The sequence below is a fragment of the Streptomyces fructofermentans genome (assembly GCF_014651055.1).
Taxonomy (GTDB): Bacteria; Actinomycetota; Actinomycetes; order Streptomycetales; family Streptomycetaceae; genus Streptomyces; species Streptomyces fructofermentans.
Genome location: NZ_BMWD01000008.1, coordinates 305,605 through 325,468 on the forward strand (window position 1 = coordinate 305,605; position 19,864 = coordinate 325,468).

The 19,864-nt window shown below is 72.7% G+C and carries 19 protein-coding genes and 1 pseudogene; 11 read left to right on the forward strand and 9 right to left on the reverse strand.

What is annotated here, in order from left to right; translation table 11 throughout:
• Positions 1–255: 255 nt before the first annotated feature.
• Together IE265_RS14585 and IE265_RS14590 are read left to right on the forward strand one after the other, a co-directional pair.
• On the forward strand, positions 256–957 hold the full coding sequence (locus IE265_RS14585; RefSeq protein ID WP_190035943.1) for a DUF6230 family protein: 702 nt from the start codon (positions 256–258) through the stop codon (positions 955–957).
• Complete coding sequence (locus tag IE265_RS14590) at positions 957–1,352, forward strand: DUF6114 domain-containing protein (protein WP_190035944.1); 396 nt, start codon at positions 957–959, stop codon at positions 1,350–1,352. Before IE265_RS14585 ends, IE265_RS14590 begins: the two co-directional genes overlap by 1 nt.
• Before the next feature lie 114 nt (positions 1,353–1,466).
• On the opposite strand, the gene IE265_RS14595 is transcribed toward IE265_RS14590, so the two are convergent.
• The gene (locus IE265_RS14595; protein ID WP_190035945.1) at positions 1,467–2,093 is read right to left on the reverse strand and encodes an alpha-ketoglutarate-dependent dioxygenase AlkB; all 627 of its coding nucleotides are present in this window, start codon (positions 2,091–2,093) and stop codon (positions 1,467–1,469) included.
• A 310-nt stretch (positions 2,094–2,403) separates the two neighbouring features.
• Between IE265_RS14595 and IE265_RS14600 the strand changes: the two genes are divergently transcribed.
• From IE265_RS14600 to IE265_RS14610, 3 genes are all read left to right on the forward strand, one after another.
• A complete protein-coding gene (locus tag IE265_RS14600) occupies positions 2,404–3,198 on the forward strand; it encodes a SigB/SigF/SigG family RNA polymerase sigma factor (protein ID WP_190035946.1) in 795 nt (264 codons plus the stop codon).
• A gap of 124 nt (positions 3,199–3,322) precedes the next feature.
• A complete protein-coding gene (locus IE265_RS14605; protein ID WP_190035947.1) occupies positions 3,323–3,496 on the forward strand; it encodes a CsbD family protein in 174 nt (57 codons plus the stop codon).
• A 528-nt stretch (positions 3,497–4,024) separates the two neighbouring features.
• Entirely contained in the window at positions 4,025–4,873 is an 849-nt protein-coding gene (locus IE265_RS14610; RefSeq protein ID WP_190035948.1) for a universal stress protein, read from the forward strand.
• On the opposite strand, the gene IE265_RS14615 is transcribed toward IE265_RS14610, so the two are convergent.
• Positions 4,834–6,120 carry a DUF4032 domain-containing protein gene (locus tag IE265_RS14615; protein ID WP_229916186.1) on the reverse strand — a complete coding sequence of 429 codons (1,287 nt, stop codon included), beginning with the start codon at positions 6,118–6,120 and terminating at the stop codon, positions 4,834–4,836. The two genes, IE265_RS14610 and IE265_RS14615, sit on opposite strands and share 40 nt — an antisense overlap.
• A 274-nt stretch (positions 6,121–6,394) precedes the next feature.
• On the opposite strand from IE265_RS14615, the gene IE265_RS14620 reads away from it, so the two are divergent.
• Both IE265_RS14620 and IE265_RS14625 read left to right on the forward strand, forming a co-directional pair.
• Positions 6,395–6,769: a PadR family transcriptional regulator gene (locus IE265_RS14620; protein ID WP_190035949.1), complete on the forward strand. Its 375-nt coding sequence runs from the start codon at positions 6,395–6,397 to the stop codon at positions 6,767–6,769.
• Positions 6,766–7,362 (forward strand): HAAS signaling domain-containing protein, encoded by a 597-nt coding sequence (locus IE265_RS14625; RefSeq protein ID WP_190035950.1) that lies wholly within the window; start codon positions 6,766–6,768, stop codon positions 7,360–7,362. Before IE265_RS14620 ends, IE265_RS14625 begins: the two co-directional genes overlap by 4 nt.
• Before the next feature lie 109 nt (positions 7,363–7,471).
• Here the strand turns inward: IE265_RS14625 and IE265_RS14630 are convergent, their stop codons facing one another.
• Both IE265_RS14630 and IE265_RS14635 read right to left on the reverse strand, forming a co-directional pair.
• On the reverse strand, positions 7,472–9,013 hold the full coding sequence (locus IE265_RS14630; RefSeq protein ID WP_229916197.1) for a solute symporter family protein: 1,542 nt from the start codon (positions 9,011–9,013) through the stop codon (positions 7,472–7,474).
• Between the two features lie 125 nt (positions 9,014–9,138).
• Positions 9,139–9,543 carry a DUF485 domain-containing protein gene (locus IE265_RS14635; RefSeq protein ID WP_190035951.1) on the reverse strand — a complete coding sequence of 135 codons (405 nt, stop codon included), beginning with the start codon at positions 9,541–9,543 and terminating at the stop codon, positions 9,139–9,141.
• 497 nt (positions 9,544–10,040) lie between these two features.
• Here IE265_RS14635 and IE265_RS14640 point away from each other — a divergent pair, with 497 nt between their 5' ends.
• Entirely contained in the window at positions 10,041–10,571 is a 531-nt protein-coding gene (locus tag IE265_RS14640) for a hypothetical protein (protein WP_190035952.1), read from the forward strand.
• A 62-nt stretch (positions 10,572–10,633) separates the two neighbouring features.
• Here the strand turns inward: IE265_RS14640 and IE265_RS14645 are convergent, their stop codons facing one another.
• Entirely contained in the window at positions 10,634–11,560 is a 927-nt protein-coding gene (locus tag IE265_RS14645) for a LysR family transcriptional regulator ArgP (RefSeq protein ID WP_190035953.1), read from the reverse strand.
• A 66-nt stretch (positions 11,561–11,626) separates the two neighbouring features.
• Between IE265_RS14645 and IE265_RS14650 the strand changes: the two genes are divergently transcribed.
• From IE265_RS14650 to IE265_RS14660, 3 genes and pseudogenes are all read left to right on the forward strand, one after another.
• Positions 11,627–12,238, forward strand: a complete 612-nt coding sequence (locus IE265_RS14650) for a LysE/ArgO family amino acid transporter (RefSeq protein WP_190035954.1) — start codon at positions 11,627–11,629, stop codon at positions 12,236–12,238.
• A 240-nt stretch (positions 12,239–12,478) separates the two neighbouring features.
• Positions 12,479–13,816: pseudogene (locus IE265_RS14655) on the forward strand (MFS transporter).
• Positions 13,817–13,890: 74 nt separating this feature from the next.
• Positions 13,891–14,364, forward strand: coding sequence for a hypothetical protein (locus IE265_RS14660; RefSeq protein ID WP_190035956.1), 474 nt, complete (start codon positions 13,891–13,893; stop codon positions 14,362–14,364).
• Between the two features lie 177 nt (positions 14,365–14,541).
• Here IE265_RS14660 and IE265_RS14665 read toward each other — a convergent pair whose 3' ends face one another.
• From IE265_RS14665 to IE265_RS14680, 4 genes are all read right to left on the reverse strand, one after another.
• Positions 14,542–15,444: a Gfo/Idh/MocA family protein gene (locus IE265_RS14665; protein WP_190035957.1), complete on the reverse strand. Its 903-nt coding sequence runs from the start codon at positions 15,442–15,444 to the stop codon at positions 14,542–14,544.
• A gap of 473 nt (positions 15,445–15,917) precedes the next feature.
• A complete protein-coding gene (gene glgB, locus IE265_RS14670) occupies positions 15,918–18,206 on the reverse strand; it encodes a 1,4-alpha-glucan branching enzyme (protein ID WP_229916187.1) in 2,289 nt (762 codons plus the stop codon).
• A 4-nt stretch (positions 18,207–18,210) separates the two neighbouring features.
• Positions 18,211–19,626 (reverse strand): maltokinase N-terminal cap-like domain-containing protein, encoded by a 1,416-nt coding sequence (locus IE265_RS14675; protein ID WP_190035958.1) that lies wholly within the window; start codon positions 19,624–19,626, stop codon positions 18,211–18,213.
• Positions 19,627–19,638: 12 nt separating this feature from the next.
• A partial coding sequence (locus IE265_RS14680; protein WP_190035959.1) for an alpha-glucosidase C-terminal domain-containing protein occupies positions 19,639–19,864 on the reverse strand: 226 nt, incomplete at its 5' end.

Genomic DNA, 19,864 nt, shown 5'->3' on the forward strand with positions numbered 1-19,864 from the left:
GGTGGGCCGAGGTCCGCCCGTGAACCCGGCCGCCGCGCCTGCACGGTTTCACCACACGGCCAACTCCCTTTTCGCACAAGGTGCTTGACCCTCGCGTATTACCGGGGGTAACTTCCGTCGCGGCTGCTGCCGCGCAACGAGAAAGCCCTTGCGTCCGCCGAGAGGTGCGGGGGCCGCGAAGCCCCACCCGCTGTCCGCGCCAGGACACCGTGCCAGGAATCCCCGTCCGCACTGACCATGCCCCTGGGAGCAGAAATGGCCTCGTCCTCGGACGCCACTCCGTCCGCCGGTTCCACCCCCGAACCCTCCGGGACGCCAGAAAGCGTTTCCGGGCCGGACGGTCCCGACAGACCCGAAGGGCCCGCCCGCCGGGGGCGGGTCCGCGCGCGCCGTGCCGCGGTGATGGCGGTGCCCGCCACCCTGGTCGCCGCGGGGCTCATGATCCTCACCGCGCAGGGGGCCCTGGGGGTGCAGTTCGCCATCTCCGGGATGCCGTTCACCGTCACGGCGACCAACCTCGACGGCCAGGGCTTCGAGCAGTTCGGCGCCCTCGACCGGATGGCCGAAGGCAGCCCGAACGAGGGCGACACGGGAGGCCAGGTCCTCGTGGTCGTCTCCGCCATCAGGAACGCCACCCTCACGAAGCTCTGCCAGAGCGTCGACCTCGGCGGCACCAACCTGCTCATCACCGCGGGTCAGGGCGAGCAGAAGGTGACGGCGACCAATCTCACCACCGACTCCACCGAGCTGTCCGGCGACGCCGCCTTCGACAACATCGAGATCGGCAACGACGCCAGCACGCTCGACAAGGCCGGGGTCCAGGGTCCGAAGGGCGTCTTCAGCCAGCAGGCGGACACCGTGCGGATCGCGCATCTGCGGCAGACCAACTACGCCACCACGGCGGCGGTGTTCAAACTGCCCGGCCTGAAACTCCGCTTCAGCGACCAGGGTTGCTGATGTCCGCCTTCCGGAACTGGCGGGCGGCCCGCCCCTTCTGGGGCGGGCTCCTGCTCGCCCTCGGAGGGGCGGAGATCCTCTTCACGGAGCAGGCGTCGCTGAAGGTCGTCATGCACATCGGGATGCAGGGGCTGGCCGGCTACCTGCTGCCCGCGGTGATGCTGATCTGCGGACTGCTCGTCCTCTTCAATCCCGCACAGCGCCTCTTCTACTCCGTCTGCGGCGTCCTGGCCTCCCTCGGCACCTGGCTCACCTCGAACCTCGGGGGCTTCCTGGTCGGACTCCTGCTCGGCGTCGTCGGCAGCTGCCTCGCGTTCGGCTGGCTGCCGGACCAGGAGCCGCGGCGCGGGCTGCTCGGCCGCCGCCGGGCCCGCGCCCCCGTCCGGACTCCGTGACGCGTCCACGGTTCGGCCCGGTGGCCCCGCCCCTGACCGTGCGCCCGGGCGGCCCGCCGGACCCGTCGCCGCGTACGGGCCGGCGTCGGCGCCCGGCCCGGAGCCGCCGTCGTCTCACTGCACCCCGTGCGGGCGGAACTGGATGCTGATCCGGGGGCCGGTCGCGCGTGTGCTCTTGGGGATCGCGTGTTCCCAGGTGCGCTGGCAGGAGCCGCCCATCACGATCAGGTCGCCGTGGCCCAGCGCCCGCCGCACGGAGGGTCCGCCGCGCAGGGGCCGCAGGAGCAGGTCGCGCGGAGCGCCCACGGACAGGATCGCCACCATCGTGTCCTCGCGCGCGCCGCGGCCGATCCGGTCGCCGTGCCAGGCGACGCTGTCCCGGCCGTCCCGGTAGTAGCAGAGTCCGGCCGTCGTGAAGGGCTCTCCCAGCTCGTCGGCGTAGTGCGAGGAGAGCGCGGCGCGCGCCTCGTCCAGGACGGGGTGCGGCAGGCTGTCGCCGGCTCCGTAGAAGGCGAGCAGTCGCGGTACGTCCACCGTGCGCTCGTACATCCGGCGCCGCTCGGCCCGCCAGGGCACGTCGTCGACGAGGTCCGCGAACAGCGCGTCGGCCCCGTGCAGCCAGCCCGGCAGCAGGTCGATCCACGCGCCGTCGCCCAGCACGGTCCTGCGCAGCCCGGCGGGCGGCCCGAGGCGGACGGCGTCGCTCTGGTCGAACAGTGAACCCTGGAGATGCGTGGACATGGTTCCAGGCTACCCCTTGAATCGAATACGTGTACTATTCGATGCCGGAGGGCCTGATGGGCGGGTCGCCGGAGGGCCTGTCGGCAGGGCCGTCGTCGGGCCGACGCGGCGTGACCGGTTGAACCCGCAGTGAAGTAGTCTGTCGGGATTTGTTTCGGTATGCCCGATACGGGCACACGATGGACAGTGCTTCGGACAGGAGGCACGTCCGTAGGGGCTGCCCCGAGGTCGCGGATGTGTCCCCGACCCTGGGTGTGAGCTCCCACGCTGACTGCCCCGTCAGTACCCCTTGAGGGAGATGCGACGCACCATGCGTGTCACCGCCGGTACGAAGCAGCATCCGCACGACGACGCCCCCGACACGGCCGCGGTATTCGAGCGGCTGGCCGCGCTTCCCGGTGAACCCGAGCGCCGGGCCCTGCGGGACGAACTGGTCGAAGCCTGGCTCCCGATGGCCCGGCGCATCGCACTGCGGTACCGGGGGCGCGGGGAGTCCGTCGAGGACCTCACCCAAGTCGCGGCCCTCGGACTGGTGAAGGCCGTCGACCGGTACGAACCCGGGCGCGGCAGCGCCTTCGAGAGCTACGCCATCCCGACCATCACCGGTGAGATCAAACGCCACTTCCGCGACCGCATGTGGGTCGTGCACGTCCCGCGCCGGGTGCAGGACCTGCGTAACCGGGTCCGTGCCGCGGAGAAGGAGCTGGCCCAGACCCTGCCGGGCCGCCGGCCCACGGTCGCCGAGGTCGCCGCCCAGGCGCACATGAGCGAGGAGGGCGTACGGGCCGGACGCGAGGCGCTCGACAGCTTCGCCGCCCTCTCCCTGGACGCCGAACTGCCGGGCTGCGGCGACGGGTTCGCCCTCGGGGACTCCCTCGGGGAGTCCGACCCGGGGTTCGACAGGGTCATCGACCGCGAAGCCGTCAGGCCCTGGCTCGCGGCACTGCCCGAACGGGAGCGGACGATCCTCTACTTGCGGTTCTTCCGCGGGATGACGCAGAGCCGCATCGCCGCCCAGCTCGGCATCTCGCAGATGCACGTCTCCCGGCTGCTCAGCGGGTGCTGCGCCAAGGTGCGCGAGGGGGCGCTCTCCGAGTCGGCCTGAGCGCGGTGCGCGGGAGGGTGCGATGAATCACGCACAGTGACGAATCACTCACGGATTGCGCACACGCGATGCCGGGCGCAGTGTGGATGTGCAGTCCAACCCCCACAGCGAAGGACCACGAATCATGGGCAAGGCAAAGGGCAAGGCGAAGCAGATGAAGGGCAAGATGAAGGAGGGCGCCGGCAGGGTCATGGGCGACAGGTCCATGGAGGGCGAGGGCCGGGGCGAGCAGCTGGCGGGCAAGGCCGAAGAGGTCGCGTCGAGGGCTTCCGAGCACGTGAGGAAGTCCGGCCGCTGACGCGGACTCCTCCGTGTGGCACACGCCCCCGCATGCCGTACCGGGCTTCCGCCCGTACGACCTGCGGGGGCGTTCCCCTTCCCGAGGCGGTGACCACCCCGTGTGACCCGCCTCCACGGGCGCGGCCCGTCCTCCCTCCTCGGCCCTCCAGCCCCTCCGGCCCCTCCGGCCCCTTCGGCCTTCGGACCTCCGGCCTGCTCGGTCCGGTCGGCCTCCTCCGTCGCCTCTCGCCGCGTCCGCGCGGGGTCGTCGCCGGGCGCGACGCGACGGACGGCGGCGCGCAAGGCGCGTGCGAACCGTGGCGTCCCGGTCCATCCCGGCCTGGCCCGGCCTCGCACGGTGTCCTCTCCCCGCCGGCCGAACCGGACCTTCCCGCCGCGCAGTTGCGCGCGATCCGGGTCCAGGCTCCGCGGCAGGTCTCCCGTCGTGCCTGCTCCGGAGCGGGCGCGGGGTGCCCCGCCGCCCCGGCCGGCCAAGGCCCGAAGGTAGCGTGGGTCCTCCGACCGACACAGCCATGGAGGCCGCAGCATGACCCGCCCGATCACCGTGGGAGTAGACGGATCCGCCGAGTCCCTGGCCGCCGTGCACTGGGCGGCGAGGGAGGCCGTCCGCCGCGCGCTGCCCCTGCGCGTGGTGCACGTACAGGAGAGGTCCGACGGTCGGGACGGGGCGGCCGAGCTGCGGGAAGCGCTGGCCCGGACCGCTGACGGAGTCATCGAACGGCACCCGGACCTGCCGGTGACCACCGAACTCCTCGACGGCGACCCGGTGGACGCGCTGGTCGGTGCCGCCGGTGAGTCCGAGACGCTGGTGCTCGGCTCGCGCGGGCACGGGGCGATCGTCGGCTTCCTGCTGGGGTCCGTCGGCCAGCAGGTGATCGCGACGTCCGCGCGCCCGGTCGTGCTGGTCCGCGCCGAGGACCGCGCCGAGTCCGAGGCGGGCGGCCGGGAGATCGTCGTCGGACAGCAGGGCGGCCCCGACGACAGCGCGGCCGCCCTGGAGTTCGCGTTCGCCACGGCCGCCGCGCGCGGCGCCGCGGTGCGCGTCGTGCGGGCCTGGAGCCTGCCTTCCCTCTACACCTTCAGCCCGGCCTCCATGAAGCTCCTCGACGAGGCCGGTGGGCTGGAGCCGTACGAGAAGAAGGCGCTGGCGGAAGCCCTGGAGCCGTGGCTCGCCCGCTTCCCCGACGTGCCCGTGACGCAGCACGTCGAGATGGGCAGCGCGGGCGAGGTGCTGCTCTCGGTCGCCGCACGGGCCCAGTTGATGGTCGTCGGCCGGCGGGCGCACCGCACCGCCGTGGGTTCACGGATCGGTTCGGTCGCCCATGGCGTCGTGCATCACGCGCCGTCGCCGGTGGCGGTCGTTCCACCGGTCTGACCGCCCGCGTCCGCTGCGGCGCCGTCGCCGTCCGGGGCCGCAGCCCTCAACGTCGGCAGGATCGTGGTGACATAGTCCTCGACGGCCGTGTCCAGGCCGATGTCGTGCTGGGCCCGCTCGGACAGGTACCAGCGGTGTTCGAGGAGTTCGTGGTACAGCTCGGCCGGGTCCATGGAGCCCCGCAGGTCCGCCGGTACGGCCCGCACGGTGGGCCGGAACACGTCCCGCACCCAGCGGTGGGCCAGCACCTCGGGCCGGGCGGCGAGCGGATCGCCCGGGGCGTGGTCCTCCTGGGTGGCCATCCAGCTCTCCAGGTCGTTCAGCAGTCGGCGCGCCTGGTTCTCCTCGGTGTCCAGCCCTGTCAGGCGCAGGAGTTGGCGCTGATGGTGACCGGCGTCGACGACCTTCGGCACGAACGTGACGGTGTCCCCGTTCGAGGAGCTCGCGATCTGCATCTCCGCCACGTCGAAGCCGAGGTCGTTGAGCCGGCGGATGCGGCGGTCGATGTAGTGGTGCTTGCCCGCCGGGTACACGGACGTGCGGGTCAGCTCCTGCCACAGCCCCGCGTAACGGGCGCAGATCTCCGTACCGAACTCGATCGGGTCCACCGACGGATGGAGCGCCCCGGACGCCTCCAGGTCCAGCAGTTCCCCGCTGATGTTGACGCGTGCCAGGTCCAGGTCGTAGTCGCGCTGACCCGGGCTCAGTCGAGGGTGCAACTCCCCGGTCTCCGCGTCGACGAGGTACGCGGCGTACGCACCCGCGTCCCGCCGGAAGAGGGTGTTCGACAGCGAGCAGTCGCCCCACGCGAACCCGGCGAGGTGCAGCCGGACCAGGAGCACGGCCAGGGCGTCCATCAGCCGGTGCATCGTGGCCGGCCTCATCGTCGTCTCGAACATCGACCGGTAGGGCAGCGAACCGCCCAGGTGCCGTGTGATGAGCACCGGCTCCAACGGGGTGCCGCCCTGGGAGCGTCCCGTGACCACGGCCAGCGGGTCCACCGCCGGTATGTTCAACCGGTCCAGGCCGAGCAGCAGTTCGTACTCCCGCAGGGCCGGTCGCTCGGCCAGTTCCTTGACCGCCACGACCTCGGCGCCCGCACGCGCGTAACGCACCACGTGCCGTGAGATGCCGCGCGGCAGCGGCACCAGGACCTCCTCGGGCCACTCCTCCAGGGGCACGTCCCAGGGCAGCTCGAGCAGGAGTGCCGGATGCTCCGGGTTGGTGGCGCTGATCTGCAATGCCATCGTTCGTACGTCCTGCCTCACGCTCGGCCGCCATGTCGCAGGAGCATCTCCGCACCTCGGCGGCCCCCTCGTCAACAGGACGGTCTCCCCGCCGCGGCCGGGAGCCCGGACCGCCGGAGCGGGTCACATCGCGCCGCCGGCGTGGTCGGGGCACACCGCCCCTGTTTCCAGGGCTCCTTGACGACACGTCAGGAGGGCCGCGCGGGCGTCGGGTCGGCGCGGGTGGACAGGCCCCCCTTTCCTTTGGCTTGCGTCGCCGGGTATCTTGCATCGCATGGAACCCGGTGATTCGACCAAGCAGGCGCGGGCGGCCGCCCAGCTGCGCAAGGGCGTCCTTGAGTACTGCGTACTCGCGCTGATGCGGGACCGCCCGCGCTACGGCGTGGAGCTCCTGCACGCCCTCGGGGAGTCCGGGGCCCTCGCCACCGGCCAGGGCACGGTCTACCCGCTGCTCTCCCGGCTGCGCCGCGACGACCTCGTCGCCACCACCTGGCAGGAGTCCGCATCCGGGCCGCCCCGTCGCTACTACGCCCTCACCGACAGCGGCCGGGCCGCGCTCGACGAGTTCACCCGCGTCTGGCCCGGCTTCCGTGACGCCGTGGACGCCTTCCTCACCGCTTCGCCCCCCTCCCCAGGAGACCACTCGTGAAGACCTCTGCCGACCCTGTTCGCGACTACCTCGCCGCCGTCGGGCGCGAGGCCTCGGCGCTCCCCGCCGACCGCCGCCAGGAACTCCTCGCCGACCTCGCGGAACACATCGAGGTCGCACGCGCGGAACGGCCCGGCGCCGCGATCGGCGGGATACTCGCGGAGCTGGGCGACCCCCGCGCGATCGTGGCCACCGCACTGGCCGAGGCGGGCCCCGGGGCCCGGGTGCGGAGCGGCGGCGACGCACCCGTTCCGCGAGGGAGGGTGCATCCGCTGGTCCCGCTGCTGATGCTCACCCTCTCGCTGCTCCTCACCATGGTCTTCCCGGACCATCCCGGGCCGCTGGTGGGCGTGCTCTTCCGCATCACCGGCGCGGTGCTCCTGTGCACCTCGGTGCACTGGACGGCGGTGCGGAAGACCACCGGCGTACTGCTCACCGCCGTCGTGCCGAGCGCCGTCATCGGCGTCTGGAACCTTTCCGGGACCGGCTCGCTGAGCGACAGCGGGGCCTTCGCGGCCAACCTGGTGACGCTCGCCCTGCTGGCCTGCGCGTCGGCCTGGCTCTGGCGGGTCCGCCGCACCCGGCTCGGGTGACCGCGAGGTCCGGGACCGGCAGGTGTCCAGGGCCAAGCGGGCCCGGCAGTCCCTGTGACGGATCGTCAAAGGCGGTATGTGGTACGGCGCATCGGGACAGCCTCTGCGATCAGGCCGGCTGGTCGGCCCCCAGTTCCGCGCGGACCTGGAACGTGTCGTACGCCTCGGGGTCCTCGGGCCCGTCGGACAGGACACTGCCCAGCCAGCCCAGCAGGAAGCCCGCCGGTACGGAGACGAGCCCCGGGTTCTGCAGCGGGAAGAAGGCGAAGTCCACCCCGGGGAAGAACGACCCGGGTCGGGACGAGACCACGGGGGAGAAGGCCACCAGCACCACGCAGCAGGCGAGTCCGCCGTACATGGCGAGCAGCGCGCCGCGTGCGGTGAAGCGGCGCCAGAACAGGCCGTAGACCATGGTCGGCAGGATCGAGGACGCGGCGACGGCGAAGGCGAGGGAGGCCAGGGTCGCCGTGTTCGCCCTCCAGGAGACGAGCGCGATCAGCATCGCGAGGACACCGATCACCACGGTGGCCAGCCGGGCCGCCGTCAACTCCTCGCGCTCACGCGCCCTGCCGCCGCGGATGACCTCCGCGTACAGGTCGTGGGCGAGTGACGACGCGGCCGCCAGCGTGAGCCCCGTGGCGACGGCGAGCAGCGTCACGAACGCCAGGCACGAGACCAGCGCGGTGAGTACGGGGCCGCCGATCTCCTCGGCGAGCAGCAGCACCGAGGCGTCGCCCGTCGGGTCGATGCCCGAGATGATCTGCCGGCCGACCACCGCCGCCGCGCCCAGCCCGAGCACGGCCGCGCCCAGGCAGACGAAGGCGACCAGGCCCATGGCCCACACGACGGAGTGGCGCAGCACCCGGGTGGTCGCGGGAGTCAGCAGACGCATCATGACATGGGGGAGCGCGGCGAGACCGAACACGACGGCGACCTGCAGACTGAGGAAGTCCAGCTTCCCGGTCGTCCCTCCGTCCTGGCGCAGCCCGGGTTCGAGGAACCGCTGTCCGACGCCGCTGCCCGAGGCGGCTGCGTCGAGCAGGCCGTCGACCTGCCAGCGGTAGCGGCTGAGGACCAGGGCGGCCGTCACCGACACCCCAGCGACCATGATGACGGCCTTCACGATCTGGATGTACGTCGCGCCGGGCATGCCGCCGAGTGCCACGTACAGCACGACCAGGGTGCCGATGGCGATCACGCACAGCGTGCGCGTGGTGTTGTCCGGCCGGCCCACGAACTGCGCCAGCAGGGCCACACCGCCCACCAGTTGGGCGACGAGGTAGAGCAGGGACACGGTCAGCGTGCACAGGGCGAGCGCCACCCGGACCGCACGCCGGTTGTGCGGCAGCCGCAGCGCCAAGGTGTCGGCGAGGGTGAACTTCCCCGCGTTGCGCAGGGGTTCGGCGATCAGCAGCAGCACCGTCATCCAGGCGACCGTCGTTCCGACCAGGTACAGCAGGCCGTCGTATCCGCTCAGCGCGATGAGGCCGGTGCTGCCGAGAAGGGTCGCGGCGGAGAGGTGGTCGCCGCACATCGCGAGCCCGTTGCGCAGCGGGGACAGGTTCCGGTTGCCGAGGTAGAACTCGCCGATCTCGTCGCGCTGCGGCGCGGTGATGAGTGCGGTGAACATGCTGACCACGACGACCGACACGAACAGGATGAAGGTCAGCTTCAGGCTGAAGCCGCCGACGACACCGGCGGCGAGGGCGGCCGGGCTGCCGTCGGCCGCGGTCGCCGGGTCCCCGGGGAGAGCCGCCCGGCCGATCCAGGGGTGCGTCACCACGCGCCGAACCGCCTCTCCTGCCGCGGGGTCCGGGTCCTGCGTTCCGCGTCGCGCCGCAGCTCGGCCCGGAGCCGGTCGACCGTGGGGTCGACCCGGCGCTTCATGTGGGCCGTGTAGCGCCAGACGGTCAGCGCCATCACGACGAACTGCCCCGCCGCCGCCGCGAGCCCCAGCGTCACATGTCCGACGAGCGGCCTGCCCAGGACCTCGGGCAGGAAGAGCGACGCCAGGACGAACAGCAGGAACCCGCCGACGGAGACCGACATCGCGGTCACGCCGATCCTGCGGCGGGCGCCCCGTACGACCTGGAAGTCCGGGCGGGACGCCACCGTGTTCCGCGCACCGGACGGCGTGCGGCCCGCAGGACGCTCGTGGTGGCGGCTGGAGTGTCGTTGCATACCGTGCCTCATCGATGAAGAGTGCAGCTCAATAGGCATTGCTGAACTTGGCTCAAGTTCTGGAATCGCGCAGATCGGCAATCCGCCCGAAATGCCGCTGAAATCCTCATCCGGTCGACCCGGGCGGCTCGCCGTGGGGTATGTCGGCGAGGCCGAACGGATTGTCGCATTCAATCCGTTCGGCAATCAACAGTGGAATTGTGCGGGATATCGGAGCGTCGGCATTTGGCTTGCGGGTCCCGCCGGCGTGGCTCGAACACGCCGCACGTCGGCCGCCGTCGGCGCCGCCGCACCCGCTCCCGGGGGGTCGCGGCGCCGGACGTGATGTGCAGCACGCCCGGAGGAGCCCCGTGACGCGTGGGGAAGGGGTTCCGGCAGCGCACGGCTTGATCGCCGATCACGTACCGCAAAGCCGCTGGCCAACACGCATTCCGCCCATTTGACACCCAGTCGCGCGCACAGATAGGAAGCACCTCTCTGAGGTCGAGAGGTGGACTGTGTACGAACCGAATGTGGTCGGGGACTGGCAGGAGTATGAGGACGAGCATGCCGGCCTGCGCGTTCGCGTTCACGGGTTGGAAAAGGCGGAGCCGCCGCGGGGGCGTGACGACGCCGCCGAGGGCTTGATCTACTTCCGATTCCGGGTGACGATCGAAAATCGCGCCGCGGAACATTTCGGCATTCATCTCGAGGACGGTCAGATCGACATCCGCGTCGGTTCGGACGGCGAGAGCGCCTTTCTGGACTGGCGGAACTCGCAGTTCATCGAGGGGTTCGACGTCTACCCGCTGCGGAGGGCCACCGCCGTCCTGTTCGCGGCGGCCGCCGAGGACGGCCTCTCGCAGGTCGACATCCAGACCCAGTTGAAGGTCGACGACGAGTGGACCGACCGTTACCTGTGGTCCGGCGGCATCGGACTGCACGAGCCGGTCGTCGGGGTGTGCGCCCGCGCCGACTCCGCCATGGAGAGCATCGCCGCGCAGGTGACCAGCTTCCTGGAGAGCGAGGCGGGACCCGGCGCCTCCTGACGGGCGCCGCGGTGGCACCGACCGGCCCGGCGCACGAGGGCCCGTCGGTGGGCCCGCGCTCCTCAGCCGTCCGGCGGCCCCGGGGCGAGCGCCCCGGCGGCAGCGGCCGCGACGGCGTCGGCCACGGCCGTGAGCCCCGGCGACTCCAGCCGCCACTGCTGCCAGAACAGCGGGACGTCGGTCGTCCGGCCGGGCACCAGCGCGACGAGCCGTCCCGCGCGGAGCAGCGGGGCGGCCTGCTCCTCGGGCACCATGCCCCATCCCATGCCCGCCGCGACGGCGTCGACGAACCCCTCAGAGGTCGGCACGAAGTGGCGTGCGGCGCCCGCCCCGCGACGGCCGGGCGCGAGCGTGCGGACGAAGGCGTCCTGGAGGTCGTCGTGGCGGTCGAAGACGATCACGGGGGCGTCCGCCAGAGCGTCTCCGGGCGGGCCGCCGGGCCGGTCGGTCGGCCACCGCGCCGCGAAGGAGGGGCTCGCCACCGGCAGGTAGCGCATGCGGCCGAGGCGGCGTACCGAGCAGCCCGTCACCGCCTCGGGGGACGAGGTCACGGCGGCCATCACCCGCCCGTCCCGCAGCAGCGCGGCCGTGTGGTCCTGGTCCTCTCGGCGGAGTTCGTAGCAGAGCCGCAGCTCGGCGGGGACGCGTGCGAGCGCCGGAAGGAACCAGGTCGCCAGGGAGTCGGAGTTCACCGCGATCGGCAGCCGGGTGGTCTCCTCCGGGCCGGACATCCCCAGCTCGGCCCGGGCGTCACGCTCCAGACGTGCCAGCCGGCGCGCGAAACGGACGACGACCTCACCGGGACCGGTCGGCAGGACGGGCTTCGTGCGCGTCACCAGCACGCTGCCCGTGCGCTGTTCGAGCGCCTTCACCCGCTGGCTCACCGCCGACGGTGTCACATGGAGCACGGCCGCCGCGGCGTCGAACGTACCTTCGTCCACCACGGCCAGCAGGGTGCGCACCTGGTCGAGGGGCAGCTCTGTCATCACAGGCGCTAATGATACGTAAGAATGTTTAGCTGTACTCCAGATCGCCGGCTACCTAGCGTGAGCGTCGTGAGCAGCACTCTGACCGCCGCGGCCGCCGGGTTCGGCACCGGCCTCTCCCTCATCGTCGCCATCGGGGCGCAGAACGCCTTCGTCCTTCGCCAGGGCATCCGCCGGGACGCGGTGGTCGCGGTCGTCGCCATCTGCGCCCTGTCCGACGCGGCACTGATCGCGCTGGGCGTGGGCGGCGTCGGAGCGGTGGTGGTGGCCTGGCCGTCGGTTCTGACCGCGGTCGCGCTGGTCGGCGGGGCCTTCCTGATCGGGTACGGCTGCCTGGCGCTGCGCAGGGTCCGCCGGCCCTCGGCGCTCACGGTGGAGGCGGGCGCGACCGGTTCCTGGCGACGCGCCGTCCTGACGTGCCTGGCGCTGACCTGGCTCAACCCGCACGTCTATCTGGACACCGTCTTCCTGCTGGGCTCCGTGGCGGCCGACCGGGGGCCGCTGCGCTGGACCTTCGGGCTCGGCGCCGCGCTCGCCAGCCTGGTCTGGTTCGCCGTGCTCGGGTTCGGTGCCCGGCTGCTCGGGCGCTTCCTGACCCGGCCGTCGGCGTGGCGCGTCCTGGACGGCCTGGTCGCCGCCACGATGATCGCGCTCGGCGTCACGCTCGTCGCCGGGGCCTGAGCCCCGGTTCCGGCCCCAAGCCGCGTCCCGGCCCCAGCCCGAGTCCCCGCCCGAGCGCAAGTCCGCGACGACACCTCGACGCCCGCATCGAGGAGTCCGCCCAAATCCGGGCCCCGTCCCGGCCCGGCCCCGGCCGGGGGAGGCCTCGGCCGTCCACGGACCGGGCTGCCCGGCGGGCGCCCGGGGCCATCGGCCATAGTGAACCCGACCAGAAAGATGTATCGAGCAATCAGGACGGGCGTGGACACCAGCAAGGGCAGTACCCACAGCGAGCCGGAACCGCGGACCGGGGCATCGGGGCCGCCCGGACCCGCCGTACCGGCCGAACCGGAGAGAACCTGATGGCGCCGCTGGGCCATGGACACCAGGCCGCTGCGCCGACCCGCCTACCGCCGGCTCTGGTCCACGACCATCGTCACCGCCGTCGGCAGCCAGCTCACCGCCGTCGCCGTGCCCAAGCAGATCTACGACATCACGGGATCGTCCGCCTGGGTCGGATACGCCAGCGTCGCGGGCCTGCTGCCGCTTGTCGTCTTCGCCCTGTGGGGCGGCGCGATAGCCGACAGCGTGGACCGCCGGAAGCTGCTGCTGGTGACCAACACCGGCATCGCGGTGACCTCGCTGCTCTTCTGGGTGCAGGCGGTCACCGGACTCGCCTCGGTCGCCGTGCTGATGGTCCTGCTCGCCGTCCAGCAGGCGTTCTTCGGCCTCAACTCCCCGGCCCGGCAGGCGTCCATCGCCCGGCTGGTGCCCGCGGACGAACTGGCCGCGGCGAACGCGCTCGGCTCCACCGTGATGCAGACCGGCCTCATCGCCGGGCCCATGCTCGCCGGTGCGCTCATCCCGGTGGCGGGCCTGGCCGAGCTCTACCTCCTCGACGCCGTGGCCCTGTGTGCCACGGTGTGGGCGGTCCACCGGCTGCCCGCGCTGCCACCACTGGCCGCCGGGGTGAAGGCCGGCCGCGCCGGGCTGAAGGGCATCGCGGAGGGCTTCCGCCACATCTCGGTGCACCAAGTGCTGCTGCTGTCCTTCCTCGCGGACATCGTCGCCATGGTCCTCGGCATGCCCCGTGCCCTGTTCCCGCAGCTCGCAGCCGAGACGTACGCGTCCTACGGCGAGGGCTTCGCGCTCGGCATGCTGTTCGCGGCGATCCCCATCGGCGCGGTGCTCGGCGGACTGCTCTCGGGCACCTTCTCGCGGGCACGCCGGCACGGACTCATGGTGATCGTGGCGGTCGTGGCCTGGGGAGTGGCCGTCACCGGCTTCGGCCTGACGTCCAACCTGTGGGTGGCGGTTGCCTTCCTCGCCGCGGCCGGAGTCGCCGACATGGTCTCCATGGTCTTCCGCGGCGCCATCCTGCTGTCGGCCGTCACCGACGAACTGCGCGGCCGGATGCAGGGGGTGTTCACGGTGGTCGTGGCGGGCGGCCCCCGGCTGGCCGACGTGCTGCACGGCACGGCGGCGTCGGCGCTGGGCGCGCGAACGGCGGTGGTGGGCGGCGGTCTGCTGGTCGTGGTCACGATGCTGATCCTGGCCGCGACGATGCCCGCCCTGCGCCGCCACCGCGCCACCGCCTAGGGGTACTGTCGGCGCGCCAGGCCCCCGGCGGAGCGCTGAAGGACCCCGCGGAACCCGCGGAACGCGGAGGAGAGATGGACGGCCCCTTGATCCCCCTCGCGCGAGGGGCCACCGGGTTCTGGACGAACGGCGGGACTCCGCTGCCCTCGGTGGACGTCGTCGCCTTCAGGACCGCCTGTCACGCCGCCGCCCGGTCGATCCGGGGCCGGGTCGCCCGGATCTCCGGCCCCGGAACCGCGCGGAGCTTCCACACGGCGACGATCACCGCCGCCCACGGGGGAGGCACCGTCCTGTGCCACGGGGTGCTGCCGGCCGTCGCGTTCACGGCGAGCCCGCCGCGAGCCGGCGCACCCGTGACCGGCTTCGTCCGCCCACCGTCATGGGCGGACCCCTTCGCGGCGGCCGGCTTCCGGCTGCTGGAGGTCGCCGAGCTGACAGCACCCTTGGCCCCGGCCCACACCGGTGGACTCGGGGAGGCGGAACGGTCGCAGGTCCGCCACTGGAACCCGGGGACGGCGGGCGAGTTGATGTTCAACTGGTGGGACTGAGACGTCGTCCGGGCGCCGGTGGACGGCCGCCCGGCCCCACGGCCCCGTACCGATCCGTCCGGTCAGATCGGGCGTGGAGTCCTGTACGGCCCGGTCGGACGGCCGGGTCGGGGCTGTGCCGTCAGGGGCGGACCCGGGCGGACCCGGCGAACACCGGCGAACCCTCGAAGGGCCGCGTCACCTCGTGGCGGAGGCCGCCGCCCGGGCGATCAGCTCCTGGAGGTGCAGACCGCGGCGCGCGTCGAGCTCCCCCGGCACGCCCGTGCGGACGGCGGTCGCGAAGGCCTGCCGCAGCACGGGCCAGCACGCCTCGTGGTCGAGGTCCCCGGTGTCGAGGACGAGCGGCGGCTGCGGGCCGAACAGCTCGAACCGCATGATTCCCGGACGCACCTCGACCGAGCCGGACAGGGACGCCTGGCTGACCGCGCCGTTCTCGTGCTCGCAGGTCAGCTCGATCCACCGGCGCGGATCGCCCGCCGCGCGGATGTCCACGACGGTGCCCACCGACGCGTCCAGGAGATCGAGGACATGCGGTCCGAGATCGAGCAGGGCGCCGTGCTCCAGCCGCCAGGGGGTCGCGAAGTCACCTCCGAGGAAGGCTCCGCTCAGCCCGCACGAGCGCGCTCCCGCGACCTCGATGCCCCGTGCCGTCGTCACGAACTCCTGGGCGGCGGGGTGGTAGCGGTTGGTCAGGAAGACCTGTGACGCGACGCCCGTCTCCTCGATGACGTCGACGAGACGGCGGGCGGAGGGAAGGTCCAGGCCGATGGGCTTCTCCAGCAGCAGCGCCTTGCCCGCCCGCGCCGCCCTGACCGCCAGGTCCGCCTGGATGTCCGGGGGTACGGCGAACGCCACGGCCTCGCAGCGGTCGAGGAGCTCGTCGAAGTCGGCCACCGCGTCGGCCCCGTGTGCCGCGGCCGTCTCCCGCGCGGCCTCCTGACGGCGGGCCCAGACCGCCGTCAGCCGGGTCTCGGGTCCCGCCGCGAGGACGGGGGCGTGCACGCCGCGCGCCCAGGGCCCGGCGCCTACCAGGCCGACCTCGACGGGGGAGTGGGGCCAGGGGGTGGAACTGCTGGTCACGGTGGTCCTCTCTGAACGGTGATGCCATCGGCGCACGTCACAACGAGCGGGCCGGGCAGGTCGTGCCCGGCCCGCCCGGCCCGCCCGGCCCGTTCGGGAACCGTGGGCACGCGCCGTACCGGCACCCCGTGCCGGCTCCCGGACTTGGGGCCTCCCGGACCCCGGAGCCCCGGTTCCTGAGTGCGGCTGCCCGCCCCCGGGACCCGGGACCCCTGAGTCCGGACCCCTGAGTCCGGACCCCTGAGTCCGGACCTCGGACCCGGACCCCTGAGTCCGGACCTCGGAGTCCGGACCTCGGAGTCCGGACCTCGGACCCGGACCTCGGACCCGAACCTCGGACCCTGACTCCGGACCCCAGGCACTGGGCCTCCGGACTCGGGCGATCGGTCCGCGCGTCCCGGACGCCGGGACCCCGGACCCCGGCTCCTATCCGCTCCGAGCCGGAGGGCCGTGACGGCGGACGGCCGTACGCCTCACACGGGCCGCAGCCACACGGTGGCCAGCGGCGGCAGGGTGAGCCGGACGCTCGCCGGCCACCCGTGCTGCCCCTGAGCCTCCGTCTTCACCGGACGGGCCGCGGTCACCCCGCTGCCGCCGAAGGAGGAGTCGTCCGTGTTGAGGACCTCACGCCAGGCGGGCACGTCGTCCGGCACCCCCAGCCGGTAGTCGTCGCGCACCACGGGCGAGAAGTTGGACACGGCCAGCAGCGGGTTCCCGCTCGCGTCGAAGCGCATGAAGGCGAAGACGTTGTCGTCCGCCGCGCCGCCGTCGACCCAGGCGAAGCCGGACGGCTGGGTGTCCCGCTCCCAGAGCGCGCCGGTGGCCGCGTACTGGCGGTTCAGCTCCCGCACGAGGTCGCGTACGCCGCGGTGGTCGGCCTCGGCCCCGTAGGAGGGGTCCAGCAGCCACCAGTCGGGTCCGTGCGCCTCGGACCATTCGGCTCCCTGGGCGAACTCCTGTCCCATGAAGAGGAGTTGCTTGCCGGGGTGCGCCCACATGAAGCCCAGGTAGGCGCGGTGGGTGGCCCGCTGCTGCCACCAGTCGCCAGGCATCTTCGACACCAACGCCTGCTTGCCGTGCACCACTTCGTCGTGCGAGATGGGCAGCACGTAGTTCTCGCTGTACGCGTACACCATCGAGAACGTCATCTCGTTGTGGTGGTACTTGCGGTGGATCGGGTCCTTCTCGACGTAGACCAGCGAGTCGTGCATCCAGCCCATGTTCCACTTGAACCCGAAGCCGAGCCCTCCCTCGGAGGTCGCCCGCGTGACGCCGTCCCAGGCGGTCGACTCCTCGGCGATCGTCACGACCCCGGGGCAGCGCCGGTAGACGGTGGCGTTCATCTCCTGGAGGAAGGCGACGGCGTCGGGGTTCTCGCGTCCCCCGTCGGCGTTGGGGGACCACTGCCCGTCCTCACGGGAGTAGTCGAGGTAGAGCATCGAGGCGACGGCGTCGACGCGCAGTCCGTCGATGTGGAACTCCTCGCACCAGTAGACGGCGTTGGCGACCAGGAAGTTGCGCACCTCGCGGCGGCCGTAGTCGAACTCCAGCGTGCCCCAGTCCGGGTGCGCGGCGCGCTGCGGGTCCTCGTGCTCGTAGAGCGGGCGGCCGTCGAACTCGGCGAGCGCCCAGTCGTCGCGCGGGAAGTGCGCGGGCACCCAGTCCATGATCACGCCGATGCCGGCCCGGTGCAGCGCGTCGACGAGGTACTTGAAGTCGTCGGGCGTGCCGAGCCGGGCGGTCGGCGCGTAGAAGCCGGTGATCTGGTAGCCCCACGAGCCGCCGAACGGGTGCTCGGCGACGGGCATCAGCTCGACGTGCGTGAAGCCCAGGTCGGCCACGTAGCCGGGCAGTTGGTCGGCCAGCTCCCGGTAGGTCAGCCCGGGCCGCCAGGACGGCAGGTGGACCTCGTACACGGAGAAGGGCGCCTCGTGCGCCGGGCGGCCGGTGGCCCGCTTCGCGAGCCATGCCGCGTCCTGCCACTCGTACCGCGAGGCGTGGACCACCGACGCCGTTTCGGGGGGTGTCTGGGCCGAGCGGGCCATCGGGTCCGCGCGCATGGTCCTGGAGCCGTCGGGGCGGGTGATCTCGAACTTGTACAGCTCGCCCTCCCCGATGCCGGGGACGAACAGTTCCCAGACGCCGGACGATCCCAGCGACCGCATGGGCAGCGCGGTCGCGTCCCAGAAGTTGAAGTTCCCCGCGACCCGCACGCCGCGCGCGTTGGGGGCCCACACGGTGAAGCGGGTGCCCGTGACGCCCTGGTGCTCCATCGGCTGCGCGCCCAGCGCCTTCCAGAGCTGCTCGTGCCGGCCCTCGGAGATCAGGTGCAGGTCGAACTCGCCGAGCGAGGGCAGGAACCGGTAGGGGTCGCGCACCTCCGACTCGACTCCGCTCCCGTACCGCACCCGCAGCGTGTAGTCGGGGACCGCGTCCAGCGGCAGCACGCCCGAGAACAGGCCGTCGCCCTCGTTGTCCAGCCTGATGCGCAGGCCGTCGGGCAGCGTGACGGCGACCGCCTCGGCGAACGGCCGCAGCGCGCGGAAGACGACACCCTCCGGCCCGGGGTGGGCGCCGAGCAGCGCGTGCGGATCGTGGTGAGTGCCCGACAGCAGGCGTTCCCGGTCCCCCGGGTCGAGCGCGGTCACCGGGCGCGGCGCGCCGGTGGGCCCGGGCTCCGGCGAGGGCGGTTCGACCTCTACGACGCGTACGTCCTGGGACGTCTTCGGGAACAGGGCCACGGAGATGTTGCGGGCAGCCACGACTTCAGCCTCCTTGAGCGGTGTGGAAGGAAGGGACCGGCTTGGGGGAACCGCCGCCGGAGGGAGCGGGCGCGCGTTCGGCGAGCCGCGCGATCGCGGCCATCGGCACGGGCAGCCAGTCGGGCCGGTGCCGTGCCTCGTACAGGGCCTCGTACACGGCCCGGTCCGTCTCGTACGCGCGCAGGAGTTCGGGCTCCGCGCGCGGGTCCCAGCGGGACGCGCGCGCGTACCCCGCGCAGTAGGCGTCCCGGCACCGCTGCGCCCATTCCGGGCGCCAGGGACGACGGCTGCGCGCGGCGTAGTCGAACGAGCGGAGCATGCCCGCCACGTCGCGCACGGGAGGCTGGGGCTGCCGGCGTTCGTCGATCGGGCGGGCCGGTTCGCCCTCGAAGTCGATCACGAACCACCGCTCCCCGGCCAGGAGGACCTGGCCGAGGTGGAGGTCGCCGTGGATGCGCTGCGCGGGGCGCGCCGAGTCCTGGGCGGCGAGCGCGTCGAAGGCGGACCGCAGCCCGGCCGCGTACGGCCGCAGTTCGGGCACCGAGCGGCTGGAGGAGACCAGCCGCTCGTTCATCGCGGCGGCGAGCTGCCTGTTGCCCCGGCCGGAGGCGAGGCCGAGGGGGAACGCCGAGGCCAGGGCGAGGTGAACCTCGGCCGTGGCCCGCCCCAGTTCGTACGCCTCGTCCGTGAACGCCCGTCCCTTGGCCAGCGATTCGAGGGCCAGGGTCCAGCCGTCGACGGCGTCGGGCAGGAACGGCTGGAGCACGCCGAGCGTCGCCAGCTGCGGCTGCGACGTCCGGAACCAGGCCAGGGGCCCGGGCACCCGCCCGCAGCCCTGCCTGGCCAGCGCCCAGGGCACCTCCAGGTCGGGGTTGACGCCGGGCTGGACGCGCCGGAAGACCTTCAGGATGTACGCGTCTCCGTAGACCACCGAGGTGTTCGACTGCTCGGCGTCCAGGAGCCGCGGGGTGAGGCCCCCGTGGATGGTCACCCGTTCCTCGCGCTCGAACCGCAGCGGGCCCGCGGTTCCCGGACTGCGCAGCCGCTCCAGGAGCAGGCTGGCCGACCGGGGGTCCTGGAGGGCGTCGTACACGTCGAGGCCCGCCAGCGGCCCCTCGCTCGGCCGCCCGATACGGGCGTGCCCGAGGCGTGGCGGCAGTACGTCCATGACGCCGAGCAGCAGTTGGTAGCAGTCCCCGGGACCGTTCGCGCCGTCGGCGCCGTGCCGTGTGCTGACCAGCAGATGCAGGCACCCCGGATGCAGCTCGGTCACCGACAGCAGGGCCAGGTCGGTGACACGGCTGCCCTTGCCCGCGAACCAGCGCTGCTCCGGCAGCCACGTCTTGAGCAGTCCGGCGAGCGAGGTCAGCAGAAGTGCCGGGCTGTGGCTGCTGGGGCGGGGGGATACGACCTTGCGCATGGACCCGTCCTTTCAGGAGCACGCCATCAGTCGCCGGGCGGTGGGGGGAGCGACCGCGCGGAGTCGGAACCAGTAGAAGCCGTGGCCGGCGAGGGTGAGGAGGTAGGGGAGTTGGCCGATGGCGGGGAAGCGGACGCCGCCGATGAGTTCGACGGGGTGGCGTCCGTCGAAGGCTTGGAGGTCGAGTTCGGTGGGTTGGGCGAAGCGGGAGAAGTTGTGGACGCACAGGACGAGGTCG

What these genes read in the sequence shown, in the direction of transcription:
- IE265_RS14605 (WP_190035947.1), top strand. Translation starts at nt 3,323, where the DNA reads ATGGGCAAGGCAAAGGGCAAGGCGAAGCAGATGAAGGGCAAGATGAAG.
- IE265_RS14615 (WP_229916186.1), bottom strand. Translation starts at nt 6,120, where the DNA reads ATGGCATTGCAGATCAGCGCCACCAACCCGGAGCATCCGGCACTCCTG.
- IE265_RS14620 (WP_190035949.1), top strand. Translation starts at nt 6,395, where the DNA reads ATGGAACCCGGTGATTCGACCAAGCAGGCGCGGGCGGCCGCCCAGCTG.
- IE265_RS14635 (WP_190035951.1), bottom strand. Translation starts at nt 9,543, where the DNA reads ATGCAACGACACTCCAGCCGCCACCACGAGCGTCCTGCGGGCCGCACG.
- IE265_RS14610 (WP_190035948.1), top strand. Translation starts at nt 4,025, where the DNA reads ATGACCCGCCCGATCACCGTGGGAGTAGACGGATCCGCCGAGTCCCTG.
- IE265_RS14595 (WP_190035945.1), bottom strand. Translation starts at nt 2,093, where the DNA reads ATGTCCACGCATCTCCAGGGTTCACTGTTCGACCAGAGCGACGCCGTC.
- IE265_RS14660 (WP_190035956.1), top strand. Translation starts at nt 13,891, where the DNA reads ATGGACGGCCCCTTGATCCCCCTCGCGCGAGGGGCCACCGGGTTCTGG.
- IE265_RS14590 (WP_190035944.1), top strand. Translation starts at nt 957, where the DNA reads ATGTCCGCCTTCCGGAACTGGCGGGCGGCCCGCCCCTTCTGGGGCGGG.
- IE265_RS14675 (WP_190035958.1), bottom strand. Translation starts at nt 19,626, where the DNA reads ATGCGCAAGGTCGTATCCCCCCGCCCCAGCAGCCACAGCCCGGCACTT.
- IE265_RS14585 (WP_190035943.1), top strand. Translation starts at nt 256, where the DNA reads ATGGCCTCGTCCTCGGACGCCACTCCGTCCGCCGGTTCCACCCCCGAA.
- IE265_RS14600 (WP_190035946.1), top strand. Translation starts at nt 2,404, where the DNA reads ATGCGTGTCACCGCCGGTACGAAGCAGCATCCGCACGACGACGCCCCC.